This window comes from Methylibium sp. (assembly GCF_035762065.1).
Taxonomy (GTDB): domain Bacteria; phylum Pseudomonadota; class Gammaproteobacteria; order Burkholderiales; family Burkholderiaceae_C; genus Methylibium.
The window spans coordinates 1-12,167 of the sequence record NZ_DASTPW010000015.1; the positions used below are offsets into that span (position 1 = coordinate 1).

At 70.7% G+C, this 12,167-nt stretch carries 11 protein-coding genes; 4 read left to right on the forward strand and 7 right to left on the reverse strand.

The annotated features are described in order from the left end of the window. Window positions 1–6: 6 nt before the first annotated feature. Entirely contained in the window at window positions 7–123 is a 117-nt protein-coding gene (locus VFR90_RS04985) for a DUF3140 domain-containing protein (RefSeq protein WP_326405048.1), read from the forward strand. Between the two features lie 85 nt (window positions 124–208). Here the strand turns inward: VFR90_RS04985 and VFR90_RS04990 are convergent, their stop codons facing one another. From VFR90_RS04990 to glpD, 7 genes are all read right to left on the reverse strand, one after another. Further along, complete coding sequence (locus VFR90_RS04990) at window positions 209–1,942, reverse strand: ABC transporter substrate-binding protein (protein ID WP_326404962.1); 1,734 nt, start codon at window positions 1,940–1,942, stop codon at window positions 209–211. A 91-nt stretch (window positions 1,943–2,033) separates the two neighbouring features. Further along, the gene (locus tag VFR90_RS04995) at window positions 2,034–2,342 is read right to left on the reverse strand and encodes a DUF2160 domain-containing protein (protein WP_326404964.1); all 309 of its coding nucleotides are present in this window, start codon (window positions 2,340–2,342) and stop codon (window positions 2,034–2,036) included. A gap of 324 nt (window positions 2,343–2,666) precedes the next feature. Continuing rightward, entirely contained in the window at window positions 2,667–3,479 is an 813-nt protein-coding gene (locus tag VFR90_RS05000) for a carbohydrate ABC transporter permease (protein ID WP_326404965.1), read from the reverse strand. Next, entirely contained in the window at window positions 3,476–4,363 is an 888-nt protein-coding gene (locus VFR90_RS05005) for a carbohydrate ABC transporter permease (protein ID WP_326404967.1), read from the reverse strand. The genes VFR90_RS05000 and VFR90_RS05005 overlap by 4 nt, the downstream gene beginning before the upstream one ends. Next, window positions 4,360–5,403: an ABC transporter ATP-binding protein gene (locus VFR90_RS05010; protein WP_326404969.1), complete on the reverse strand. Its 1,044-nt coding sequence runs from the start codon at window positions 5,401–5,403 to the stop codon at window positions 4,360–4,362. Before VFR90_RS05010 ends, VFR90_RS05005 begins: the two co-directional genes overlap by 4 nt. 5 nt (window positions 5,404–5,408) lie before the next feature. Next, complete coding sequence (locus VFR90_RS05015) at window positions 5,409–6,563, reverse strand: ABC transporter ATP-binding protein (RefSeq protein WP_326404970.1); 1,155 nt, start codon at window positions 6,561–6,563, stop codon at window positions 5,409–5,411. Next, entirely contained in the window at window positions 6,563–8,209 is a 1,647-nt protein-coding gene (glpD, locus tag VFR90_RS05020) for a glycerol-3-phosphate dehydrogenase (protein WP_326404971.1), read from the reverse strand. Before glpD ends, VFR90_RS05015 begins: the two co-directional genes overlap by 1 nt. Before the next feature lie 202 nt (window positions 8,210–8,411). Between glpD and VFR90_RS05025 the strand changes: the two genes are divergently transcribed. The 3 genes from VFR90_RS05025 (at window position 8,412) to VFR90_RS05035 (ending at window position 12,126) form a co-directional block, all read left to right on the forward strand. After that, the gene (locus VFR90_RS05025; RefSeq protein WP_326404972.1) at window positions 8,412–9,176 is read left to right on the forward strand and encodes a DeoR/GlpR family DNA-binding transcription regulator; all 765 of its coding nucleotides are present in this window, start codon (window positions 8,412–8,414) and stop codon (window positions 9,174–9,176) included. Between the two features lie 136 nt (window positions 9,177–9,312). Continuing rightward, window positions 9,313–10,809, forward strand: a complete 1,497-nt coding sequence (gene glpK, locus VFR90_RS05030; protein WP_326404973.1) for a glycerol kinase GlpK — start codon at window positions 9,313–9,315, stop codon at window positions 10,807–10,809. A gap of 213 nt (window positions 10,810–11,022) precedes the next feature. Next, window positions 11,023–12,126: a cytochrome D1 domain-containing protein gene (locus VFR90_RS05035; RefSeq protein ID WP_326404974.1), complete on the forward strand. Its 1,104-nt coding sequence runs from the start codon at window positions 11,023–11,025 to the stop codon at window positions 12,124–12,126. Window positions 12,127–12,167: the final 41 nt, after the last annotated feature.

The following is a 12,167-nucleotide window of genomic DNA, read 5'->3' on the forward strand; positions in this document are numbered from 1 at the left end:
GCGCACATGCACAAGGTCGTGGGCTACATCCACCGGCACCTGGCGCAGCGGCCGCACGAGGTGGAGCACAGCCGCTGGCGGTATTCGCTGATGAACTGGGGGCACGACCCGACGCGCACCTGAGGCGCCGGCCGTCGTGAACAGAGGCCGTACGGCACCGCCGCACGGCCGGGGCGAGCCTGCGGCGGTCGATCCCGCCGCAAGTCGGTCAGCGGACCCTGCCTTCCTTCCAGGCGCCCAGCAGCTTGTCGTAGTTGATGGTTTCGCCCTTGGGCTTCTCGTTGGCCAGCTTGGCCCAGGGCGCCGCCTTGTCGCTCAGGTACTTAGCCGGGTCGCCCTTGGGGTTCAGCTTGGGCGCGCACTTGGCCATGCCGGCGCGCTCGAGCCGCGCCATCACCTGGTCCATCTCCTCCGCCAGCGTGTCCATGGCCGCCTGTGGTGTCTTCTCCGCCGTCACCGCCTGGGCCACGTTCTTCCACCACAGCTGCGCGAGCTTGGGGTAGTCGGGCACGTTGGTGCCGGTCGGCGACCACGCCACCCGCGCCGGGCTGCGGTAGAACTCGACGAGGCCGCCGAGCTTGGGCGCCATGTCGGTCATGGCCTTGGACCGGATGTCCGATTCGCGGATCGGCGTCAGGCCCACCAGCGTCTTCTTCAGCGAGGTGGTCTTGGCGGTCACGAACTGCGCGTACAGCCAGGCGGCGGCGGTGCGGTTCTCGTCATGGTTGGCGAAGAAGGTCCACGAGCCCACGTCCTGGTAGCCGTTCTGCATGCCCTGCTTCCAGTACGGGCCGTTGGGGCCGGGGGCCATGCGCCACTTCGGCGTGCCGTCGGCGTTGACCACCGGCAGGCCCGGCTTGGTCATGTCGGCGGTGAACGCGGTGTACCAGAAGATCTGCTGCGCCACCTGGCCCTGGGCCGGCACCGGGCCGGCCTCGCCGAAGGTCATGCCAGTGGCCTCCTTGGGCGCGTACTTCTTCATCCAGTCGACGTACTTGGTGAGGGCATACACCGCCGCCGGCGAGTTGGTCGCGCCGCCGCGCGACACGCTCGCGCCCTGCGGGTTGCAGCCGTCGGCGCTGGCGCGGATGCCCCACTCGTCGACCGGCTTGCCGTTGGGAATGCCGATGTCGGCGGTGCCGGCCATCGACAGCCAGGCGTCGGTGAAGCGCCAGCCGAGCGACGGGTCCTTCTTGCCGTAGTCCATGTGGCCGTAGATCGGCTTGCCGTCGATCTGCTTCACGTCGTTCGTGAAGAACGCGGCGATGTCTTCGTAGGCGCTCCAGTTCAGCGGCACGCCGAGGTCGTAGCCGTACTTCTTCTTGAACTGCTCCTTGAGGTCCTCCCGGTCGAACCAGTCCTTGCGGAACCAGTAGAGGTTCGCGAACTGCTGGTCGGGCAACTGGTAGAGCTTGCCGTCGGGCGCGGTGGTGAAGCTGGTGCCGATGAAGTCCTTGAGGTCCAGCCCGGGGTTGGTGAACTCCTTGCCCGCACCGGCCATGTAGTCGGTGAGGTTCATGATCTTCCCGTAGCGGTAGTGCGTGCCGATCAGGTCGGAGTCGCTGATCCAGCCGTCGTAGATGCTCTTGCCCGATTGCATCGAGGTCTGCAGCTTCTCGACGACGTCGCCCTCCTGGATCAGGTCGTGCTTCACCGTGATGCCGGTGATTTCCGCGAAGGCTTTGGCGAGCGTCTTGCTCTCGTACTCGTGCGTCGTGATGGTCTCCGAGACCACGCTGATCTCCTTCACGCCCTTGGCCTGCAGCTTCTTCGCGGCTTCGATGAACCACTTCATCTCGGCGGCCTGCTGCTCCTTGCTCAGCGTGCTCGGCTGGAACTCGGCGTCGATCCACTTCTTGGCTTCGGCCTCGCCGGCCTGGGCGTTCGCGCCGAACAGCGCTGCGGTCGCGAGAGCGAGTGCCGTTTGCTTCGTCTTGTGCATGTCGTGTCTCCTTCGTCGTTGCTTCCCCTGCTCAAGCACCCGATGACTCGGCCCCGGGGAAACGACGGGCCGCATCTTGGAAAGTCTCTGGTCAGCCCTTGCGCATCACCAGCGCCAGCACCAGCATCGAAGCCACGAAGCTAATCCACACGCTGGGTTCGGCTTCGAGCGAGAACCACTGCGCCAATCGGCCCGAGAGGCCGACGAAGGCGAGATTGATGTAGGCCGCGAGCAGCAGGCCGACGAACAGCCGGTCGCCGCGCGTCGTGCTCATCGGCAAGAAGCCTTTGCGCTCGGTCGTCGGCGACTTCATCTCCCACACCGTCATGCCGGCGAGCATCAGGACGATGCAGCCGAAGAAGACGGCGACGGGGGTGGTCCAGACCATCCAGTCAAGCATGGGGGTGGGCCTTTCTGCTGCGCGCAACCGTGCGGAGGTTGGCGCCCGGGCCGGCGCCGCGGGGCGGCCCCCTCCGCGAATGTCCCCCGGCCCGGAGTACCGGGCCTCCTCCTTGACTTCGCGGGGGCCACCCCGCGTCACCGACCACAGCCACCACCGTCCCTTGCGGCGGCTCGACGAGCGCGGTGCCGGATCGAGTGGACGGGGTGCCCTGCGCAGCGAAATAAAGGGGGAGGAGGCCGAAGGCCGACGGAGGACATTCGCGGAGCAGGGCACCCCGTCCGCTCGCTCCCGTGCAGAAAGAAAACGAAGCCGCCGCAACCATCACACCCGCCCCATCGCGAAGCCTTTGGCGATGTAGTGCCGCACGAACCAGATGACGATCGCGCCGGGCACGATCGTCAGCGTGCCTGCTGCCGCGAGCACCGCCCAGTCCATGCCGCTCGCGCTCACCGTGCGCGTCATCGTCGCGACGATCGGCTTCGCGTTGACGCTCGTCAGCGTGCGGGCGAGCAGCAGCTCGACCCAGCTGAACATGAAGCAGAAGAAGCAGGCGACGCCCACGCCCGCCTTGATCAGCGGAATGAAGATCGTCAGGAAGAAGCGCGGGAAGGAATAGCCGTCGACGTAGGCCGTCTCGTCGATCTCGCGCGGCACGCCGCTCATGAAGCCTTCGAGGATCCACACGGCCAGCGGCACGTTGAACACCAGGTGCGCGAGCGCGACCGCGAGGTGCGTGTCCATCAGCCCGAGCGTCGAGTAGAGCTGGAAGAACGGCAGCAGGAACACCGCCGGCGGCGTCATGCGGTTCGTCAGCAGCCAGAAGAAGACGTGCTTGTCGCCGAGGAAGCGGTAGCGGCTGAACGCGTAGGCCGCGGGCAGCGCGACGGCGATGGAGATCACCGTGTTGATCGCGACGTACATCAGGCTGTTGACGTAGCCCGAGTACCAGGACGCGTCGGTGAAGATCGTCTTGTAGTTCGCCCAGGTGAACTGCTGCGGGAAGAAGCTGAAGCTCGAGAGGATCTCGTTGTTCGTCTTGAACGACATGTTGACCATCCAGTAGATGGGCAACAGCGCGAAGAGGATGTAGACGATCAGGAAGACCGTGCGCTTCCGGAAGCGGGCCGCGTTCATTCGACCGCTCCCTTGTCGACCGTGCCGACCCGCTGCATCCAGCTGTAGAGCACGAAGCACAGCAACAGGATGATGAGGAAGTAGATCAGCGAGAAGGCCGCGGCCGGGCCGAGGTCGAACTGGCCGACGGCCTTCTGCGTCAGGTACTGCGACAGGAAGGTCGTCGCGTTGCCGGGGCCGCCGCCGGTGAGGACGAAGGGCTCGGTGTAGATCATGAAGCTGTCCATGAAGCGCAGCAGCACCGCGATCATCAGCACGCCGCGCAGCTTGGGCAGCTGGATGTAGCGGAACACCGCGAGCTTGCTGGCGCCGTCGATCTGCGCGGCCTGGTAGTAGGCGTCGGGGATCGCGCGCAGGCCGGCGTAGCACAGCAGCGCGACCAGCGGCGTCCAGTGCCAGACGTCCATCACCAGCACCGTGATCCACGCGTGGTTGGCGTTGCCGGTGTAGCTGTAGTCGAAGCCGAAGCGCTGCAGCGCTGCGCCGAGCAGGCCGATGTCGGCGCGGCCGTAGATCTGCCAGATCGTGCCGACGACGTTCCAGGGAATCAGCAGCGACAGCGCGACGATCACCAGCACCGCCGAGGCCTTCCAGCCGGTGGCCGGCATGCTGAGCGCGAGCGCGATGCCCAGCGGGATCTCGACCGCCAGCACCGCGAGCGAGAAGCCGAGCTGCCGCAGCAGCGCGCCGTGCAGTTCCTCGTCGCGCATCACCGCGGCGAACCACTCGGTGCCGACGAAGACGCGGCGCTCGGGCGAAATGATGTCCTGCACCGAGTAGTTCACCACCGTCATCAGCGGCAGGATCGCGGAGAACGCGACGCAGACGATCACCGGCAGCACCAGCAGCCAGGCCTTCTGGTTGAGCGGCTTCACGGTGCTCATGCGATCAAGACCTCGTCGCGGTAGTAGCAGGTGTGCGTGCCGGCGATCGAGAGCCAAACGCTCTCGCCGACCGTGGGGATCGCCTGCCCCGTGCCGAGCCGCGCGCGCACGATCGCGGCGCCGACCTTCGCGGCGACGAGCCAGTAGGTGCCGATGTCCTGCGCCTGCGTCACCGTGCCCTGCACCGCGCCGGCGGCGCCGGCCGCCGCGAGCGTCACGTACTCGGGCCGCACACCGAGCAGCGTCGCGCCGGCCGGTGCGCCGGGCGCGAGCGCGGCCGGCAGGAAGTTCATTCCCGGCGAGCCGATGAAGTGGCCGACGAAGCTGTGCGCCGGCCGTTCGAACAGCTCGCCGGCGCTGCCGATCTGCACCGCGCGGCCGCGCGTCATCACCACCACCTCGTCGGCGAAGGTGAGCGCCTCGACCTGATCGTGCGTCACGTAGACGAGCGTGAGCTTCAGCTCGTGGTGGATCTGCTTGAGCTTGCGCCGCAGCTGCCACTTCAGGTGCGGATCGATCACGGTCAGCGGCTCGTCGAACAGCACGGCCGACACGTCCGGCCGCACCAGGCCGCGGCCGAGCGAGATCTTCTGCTTCGCGTCGGCCGCCAGGCCCGCGGCGCGCTGATCGAGCTGGCCGGAGAGTTCGAGCATCTCGGCGATCTGGCCGACGCGCTGCCTGATCTCCCCATCCGCGAGCTTGCGCCCGCTCTTCCGTCGGTTCAGCAGCGGAAAGGCCAGGTTCTCCGCGACGGTCATCGTGTCGTAGACGACCGGGAACTGGAACACCTGCGCGATGTTGCGTTGCTGCGGGCTGGCCGCCGTCACGTCGCGGCCGTCGAACTTGACGCTGCCCTGCGAGGGCGTGACGAGGCCCGAGACGATGTTGAGCAGCGTCGTCTTGCCGCAGCCCGAAGGGCCGAGCAGCGCGTAGGCGCCGCCGTCCTCGAAGGTCATCTTCAGGGGCAGCAGCGCGTAGTCGCCGTCGGCCTTGGGATGGGGCCGGTAGGCGTGCGCGAGGTCGAGGTCGATGCGGGCCATGGCCGTCAGGCTCTCTTGATGCGCTCGGGCGCGACGAGCAGCGCGCCGTCGGCGCCGAACACGTAGGCCTGCGCCGGATCCGCATGCAGCACGACCGGCGCGCCGAGTTCGAAGTCGTGCACGCCGGTCAGCTGCGCGACCAGCTCGCCGACCGCGGTGCGCGCGTGCACGAAGGTGTCGGAGCCGGAGATCTCGGCGAGCTCGACGGTCGCGGGCAGCGCGATGTCGCCGTCGCGCGGCCGCACGCGGAGCGCGGCGGCGCGGATGCCGACGGTGAGTTCGCGCGAAGCGCTCGCCGGCAGCGTCATCCGCAGCGCCGGCGCCTCGCCGCCACCGGCCGGGCCTGCCGGGGCCGTGCGCGCCGCTTCGGCAGGCGCGGCTCCATCCGTCGGGGCGGCGCGCAAGCGGAGCCCGCCGCTCGTCGCCTCGGCCGCGATCAGGTTCATCGGCGGATCGCTGAACGCCCGCGCGACGCGCAGCGACGTCGGCGCGTGGAAGACCTCGGCGGTCCGGCCGTACTGCAGCAGCTCGCCGGCGTCGAGCACCGCGGTCCAGCCGCCGAGCAGCAGCGCCTCGCCGGGCTCGGTGGTCGCGTAGACGACCGTCGAGTCGCCCGCCGCGAACAGCTGCGTCAGTTCCTCGCGCAGTTCCTCGCGCAGCTTGTAGTCGAGGTTCACCAGCGGCTCGTCGAGCAGCATCAGCGGCGCGTCCTTCGCCAGCGCCCGCGCCAGCGCCACGCGCTGCTGCTGTCCGCCCGACAGCTCGGCCGGCAGCCGCGCGAGGAAGGGCTCGATGTGCAGCTTGCCGGCGAGCTGCCGCACGCGCGCGTCGATCGCCGCGCGATCCATCCCGCCGCGCAGCTTCAGCGGCGAGGCGATGTTGTCGGCCACGCTCATCGACGGGTAGTTGATGAACTGCTGGTAGACCATCGCCACGTTGCGCTCGCGCACCGGCATGCCGGTCACGTCGGCGCCGTCCACCGTCACGCGGCCGGCGGTGGGCTTGTCGAGCCCGGCCATCACGCGCATCAGCGAGGTCTTGCCGGCCTGCGTGGCACCGAGCAGCACCGTCACCGCGCCCGGCTGCAAGGCGAGGTCGAGCGGGTACAGGTGCTGCACCGCACCGACCTTCTGCGCCACCTGTTCGAGCAGCAGCCGCATCAGGCCACCTCGCTGCGCGGTGCCGGCGCCGCTGCGGCTCGCGGGGTGGCGAACCACGCGGCGACGCGCTCGCGCGCGGCGGCGTCGAGATGCAAGCCGAGCTTGGAGCGGCGCCAGAGCACGTCGTCGGCGCTCGCGGCCCATTCGTCGCGCTGCAGGTGGCGCAGCTCGGCGTCGTACAGGCCCGGCGCGACTTCGACGCCGAGGTCGAACAGCGACTGCGCATCGCCGAGCACCCGATCGATGCGCGAGCCGTAGGCGCGCGCGAGCCGGCGCGCGAGCGCCGCGGGCAGCCAGCGATGGCGCCGGCCGAGTTCGGCGACGAAGCGCTCGAAGTCGAGGTCGGGGCGCCGGCCGAGCTCGGCGCCCGCGCCGATCCAACGCGAGAGATCGCCGCCCGGCAGCAGCGCGCCGTGCGTCCACGCCCGCCGCGCCTTGCCGACCGCGCTGCCGCCGAGCATGCGGCCCAGGTCGTCGGCCGCGTCCTCGGCGAGCTTGCGGAAGGTGGTGATCTTGCCGCCCCAGATGCTCAGCAGGGGCGCAGCCTCGGTCTGGGCTTCGAGCAGGTAGTCGCGGGTCACCGCGCTCGGATCGCCGTCTTGCTTGTTGTCCTCGTCGGCCAACAGGGGCCGCACGCCGGAGTAGGTCCACACCACGTCGGCCGCCTGCACCGGCTTGCGGAAGTAGCGGTTGGCCTGCGCGCAGAGGTAGTCGATCTCGGCGGCGTCGATGCGCGCGGCGGCGGGATCGCCGCCGTGCAGCTCGACGTCGGTCGTGCCGATCAGCGTGAACGCGCCTTCGTAGGGGATGGCGAAGATGATCCGGCGGTCGGGGTTCTGGAAGATGTAGGCGTGGTCGTGCTCGAACAGCCGCGGCACGACGATGTGGCTGCCCTTGACGAGCCGCAGGCTGCGCGTCGCGAGCGCTTCGCCGGCGGCCGGCTTCGCGACGCCGCGCAGGAAGCTCTCGGCCCACGGTCCGGCGGCATTGACCAGCGCGCGCGCGCGCACCGTGCTGCGCTCGCCGCGCGGGCCTTCGAGCTGCGCGGTCCAGGCGTCCTTCGTGCGCTGGGCGGCGACGCAGCGGGTGCGCGTCAGCACGGTCGCGCCGCGCTCGCGGGCATCGACGGCGTTGAGCACCACGAGCCGCGCGTCGTCGACCCAGCCGTCGCTGTAGACGAAGCCGCGGGCGAACGCCGGCTTCAGCGGCGCGCCCGCCGGATGGCGATGGAGGTCGACGCCGCGCGAGCCGGGCAGCACCTCGCGCCGGGCCATGTGGTCGTACAGGAACAGGCCGAGGCGCACCATCCACGCCGGCCGCATGGCCGCGTCGTGCGGCATCACGAAGCGCAGCGGCCACATGATGTGCGGCGCGCTGCGCAGCAGGCCCTCGCGCTCCTGCAGCGCCTTGCGCACCAGCGAGAACTCGTAGTACTCCAGGTAGCGCAGGCCGCCGTGGATCAGCTTGGTCGAGGCCGACGAGGTGTGCGCGGCCAGGTCGTCGCGCTCGCACAGCACGACGCGCCAGCCGCGGCCGGCGAGGTCGCGCGCGATGCCGCAGCCGTTGATGCCGCCGCCGACGACGAGCACGTCGCAGTCGGTCACCGCGGGCACGGCAGGCTGGGAAGCGAAGGCGGGCGAGGACACGGTTCAGGGGGATCGGGGCTGCCCGCGTCGGCCGCTCGGCGAGCCGCCGACACCACGGGCAGGCCGTGGTTGTAGTTCGCAACGCGCCGAATCGCACCCGCGATAACCCGCGTTTCTTTTCGTTTGTGCGCGCTTAGGCTCCAGCCGCGTTTCGATCCCGCGCGTCGCCGGCGCGACAAGCCCCTCACGATCCGCTCCTCCAATGACGCCGAACCCCCGCCAAGCCCAGCTGATCGACGCGGTGCGCAGCGAGGGTTCGCTGTCGGTCGAGGCGCTGGCCACGCGCTTCGGCGTCACGCTGCAGACCGTGCGGCGCGACGTGCAGCGCCTCGCCGAGGCCGGCCTGATCGCGCGCTTCCACGGCGGCGCGCGGGTGCCGAGCTCGACCACCGAGAACATCGCCTACCGCCAGCGCCAGGCGCTCCACGCCGACGGCAAGACGCGCATCGCGAAGGCGGTGGCCCGGCGCGTGCCCGACGGCTCGTCGCTGATCCTGAACATCGGCACGACCACCGAGGCCGTCGCGCGCGAACTCGCGGGCAAGCGCGGGCTGCGGGTGCTGACCAACAACCTCAACGTCGCGGCGATCCTCGGCGACCAGGCCGACATCGAGGTGATCGTCGCCGGCGGCGTGCTGCGCGGGCGCGACCGCGGCATCGTCGGCGAGGCGACGGTCGAGTTCATCCGGCGCTTCAAGGTGGACGTGGGCCTGATCGGCATCTCCGGCATCGAGGCCGACGGCACGCTGCGCGACTACGACGTGCGCGAGGTGAGCGTGGCGCGCGCGATCGTCGAGCACTCGCGCGAGGTCTGGCTGTGCGCCGACCACAGCAAATTCAACCGGCCGGCGATGGTCGAGCTGGCGCGCTTCGAGCAGATCGACGCGCTGTTCACCGACGCGGAGCCGCCGGCGCCGTACCGGGAATTGCTCGCCGAAGCGGGTGTCGAATGCGTGGTCGCCGCGTGATGACGACCATCCCCATTGCGGCTTCGCCGCTCCCCTTCAAGGGGGCGACGCTGGCGGCCCGGCAGAGCCGGACCCGCGGCGTCCTCTCGCGAAAGAGGCGCTCCGTGCTGGACGCCTGCTTCAAGGAGACCCGTCGGTGACCTACCTGCTCGCCCTCGACCAGGGCACCTCCAGCTCGCGCAGCATCGTCTTCGACCGAGCCGGCCGCATCGTCGCGATGGCGCAGCGCGAGTTCCGGCAGATCTACCCGCAGCCGGGCTGGGTCGAGCACGATCCGCGCGAGCTGTGGGCCACGCAGCTCGCGACCGCGCGCGAAGCCCTGGCCGAGGCGAAGCTCTCGGCGCGCGCGATCGCGGCGATCGGCATCACCAACCAGCGCGAGACGACGCTGGTGTGGGAGCGCGCGAGCGGCGCGCCGATCCACCACGCGATCGTGTGGCAGGACCGCCGGGCCGAGCCGACCTGCGCCGCGCTGCGCGCCGCCGGCCACGAGCCGCTGGTGCGGCGCAAGACGGGGCTGATCATCGATGCCTACTTCTCGGGCACCAAGCTGAAGTGGATCCTCGACCACGTCGAGGGCTCGCGCGAACGCGCGCGGCGCGGCGAGCTGGCCTTCGGCACGGTGGACAGCTGGCTGCTGTGGCAGCTGACCAAGGGCCGCGTGCACGCGACCGACGTCAGCAACGCCGCGCGCACGATGCTGCTCGACGTGCACACGAACCAGTGGGACGACGAGCTGCTGGCGCTGCTCGACATCCCCCGCGAGCTGCTGCCGGACGTCAAGCCGTCCGCCTGCGAGTTCGGCGTGGCCGACGCCGAATGGCTGGGCGCGCCGCTGGTCGTCGGCGGCATCGCCGGCGATCAGCAGAGCGCGCTGTTCGGCCAGGCCTGCTTCACGCCCGGCCTCGCGAAGAACACCTACGGCACCGGCTGCTTCATGCTGATGCACACCGGAACGAGCTTCTTCAGTTCGTCGAACGGCCTCGTCACCACCTCGGCGGCGCAGCGCGAAGGACACGCGCCCGAGTTCGCCCTCGAGGGCAGCGTCTTCATCGGCGGTGCGGTCGTCCAGTGGCTGCGCGACGGCCTGCGCGCCATCAAGGGCAGCGCCGAGGTCGAGGCGCTCGCGCAGAGCGTGCCGGACGCCGGCGGCGTGGTGTTCGTGCCGGCCTTCACCGGCCTGGGCGCGCCCTACTGGCAAGCCGACGCGACCGGCGCGATCGTCGGCCTGACGCGCGGCACGACGGTCGGCCACATCGCGCGCGCGGCGCTGGAAAGCATCGCCTTCCAGAGCGCCGCGCTGCTGCAGGCGATGAGCCGCGACGCGGTTGCCGCCGGCGGGCATGCGGTGGCCGAGCTGCGCGTCGACGGCGGCGCCAGCGTCAACGACCTGCTGATGCAGTTCCAGGCCGATCTGCTCGGCATCCCGGTCGTGCGGCCCCGGTGCGTCGAGACCACCGCGCTCGGCGCGGCCTGGCTCGCCGGCCTCGCCGCCGGCGTGCACGCCGGCACCGAGGAGCTGGCCGCGCAGTGGCAGGTCGAGCGGCGCTTCACGCCGACGATGTCGCGCGACGAGGCCGCAGCGCGCATGGACCGCTGGGCCCGCGCGGTGCGCCAGACGCTGGCCCGCTGAGCCGGCGCGCTCGCGTCGCGGGAGCTTCTCCTGCGCGTTAGCCCCGAGGCCGCGGCCGGAACGCGCGGCGCGCGCGGCGGTCGCAGCCGCGGAGTGCGCCAGACGGCAACGGCGCACGCGCGCCGGATCGGGCCTCGCGGCCCCGCCCATACTGCCGGCCCCCGCCGCTTCTGCCCGCCACCCGCCCCACCGCAAGGACGTATGCCCACCGCCATGAACATGACGCTCTGCTCGCCTTCCCCTTCGCTGCGGCGGCTCGGCCTGCTGCTCGCCGTCGCGGCTGCGCCCGCGGTCGCGCCGGCGGCCGACGCCGGCCGTGCCTTCGTCACCAACGAGAAGGGCGGCGTCGCGGTCGTCGATCTCGCGACGATGCAGCTCAAGCGCGACTTCGCCACCGGCCTCGAGGGCGCGCGCGGCATCAGCCTCACCGGCGACGGCCGCTGGCTGCTGACGGCCAACCGGGGCAGCGGCGACGTCGCGGTGATCGACGCGAAGACCGGCGAGGTGACGCGCCGCATCAAGATCGGCGAGAACCCGGAGTTCATCCGCGTCCGCGGCGACTTCGCCTACGTGAGTTACGAGCCGGGCGAGCGCCCGGGCGGCCCGCCGCCGATGCCGGGCGCCTCGGCGCCGGCCGCGGCCCCCGACAGCGGCAAGCCGGAGGAGGACGACGAGGCGGAGGAGCCGGCCGAAGTCGCGGTGATCGACCTCAAGCGCTGGCAGGTGGTCAAGCGCATCAAGAGCGGCCGCGAGACCGAGGGCATCGAGTTCTCGCGCGACGGCCGGCACATGGTCGTCACCAACGAAGGCGACCAGACGGTCTCGATGTACGACCGCGCCAGCGGCAAGCTGCTGCGCAGCGTGAAGACCGCGAAGTGGGGCACGCGCCCGCGCGGCATCGCGCGCCTGCCCGACGGCAGCGGCTACCTGGTGACGCTGGAGTTCTCGGCCAAGCTGGTGCTGCTCGACAACCAGCTGCGCTTCAAGCGCGAGATCGCCACCGGCAACAGCCCCTACGGCGTCGCCTTCGATCCGAGCGGCCAGCGGCTGTACGTCGCCTCGGCGCGCTCGGACCGCGTCGACGTGTTCGACGCGAAGACCTACGCGCCGCTGATGCAGCTGCCGGTGGGCAAGCGCTGCTGGCACTTCAGCTTCACGCCGGCCGGCGACAAGCTGCTGGTCGCCTGCGGCCGCTCAGACGCGCTCTACACCTTCGACCTGCCGCAGCACACGCCGGCCGCGCGCATCGAGGGCCTGGCGATGCCCTGGGGCATCGTGACCTCGCCGAAGGCCGTCGGCAGCATCGACACCTACTGAGCCGCCGGGCCGGCGCCGCCCACGCAGGCGGCGCGGCCCTG

Bases quoted from the DNA above. Each gene is read 5' to 3' on its own strand.
- VFR90_RS04985 (WP_326405048.1), top strand. From the start codon at position 7: ATGCACAAGGTCGTGGGCTACATCCACCGGCACCTGGCGCAGCGGCCG.
- VFR90_RS04990 (WP_326404962.1), bottom strand. From the start codon at position 1,942: ATGCACAAGACGAAGCAAACGGCACTCGCTCTCGCGACCGCAGCGCTG.
- VFR90_RS04995 (WP_326404964.1), bottom strand. From the start codon at position 2,342: ATGCTTGACTGGATGGTCTGGACCACCCCCGTCGCCGTCTTCTTCGGC.
- VFR90_RS05000 (WP_326404965.1), bottom strand. From the start codon at position 3,479: ATGAACGCGGCCCGCTTCCGGAAGCGCACGGTCTTCCTGATCGTCTAC.
- VFR90_RS05005 (WP_326404967.1), bottom strand. From the start codon at position 4,363: ATGAGCACCGTGAAGCCGCTCAACCAGAAGGCCTGGCTGCTGGTGCTG.
- VFR90_RS05010 (WP_326404969.1), bottom strand. From the start codon at position 5,403: ATGGCCCGCATCGACCTCGACCTCGCGCACGCCTACCGGCCCCATCCC.
- VFR90_RS05015 (WP_326404970.1), bottom strand. From the start codon at position 6,563: ATGCGGCTGCTGCTCGAACAGGTGGCGCAGAAGGTCGGTGCGGTGCAG.
- VFR90_RS05025 (WP_326404972.1), top strand. From the start codon at position 8,412: ATGACGCCGAACCCCCGCCAAGCCCAGCTGATCGACGCGGTGCGCAGC.
- VFR90_RS05035 (WP_326404974.1), top strand. From the start codon at position 11,023: ATGAACATGACGCTCTGCTCGCCTTCCCCTTCGCTGCGGCGGCTCGGC.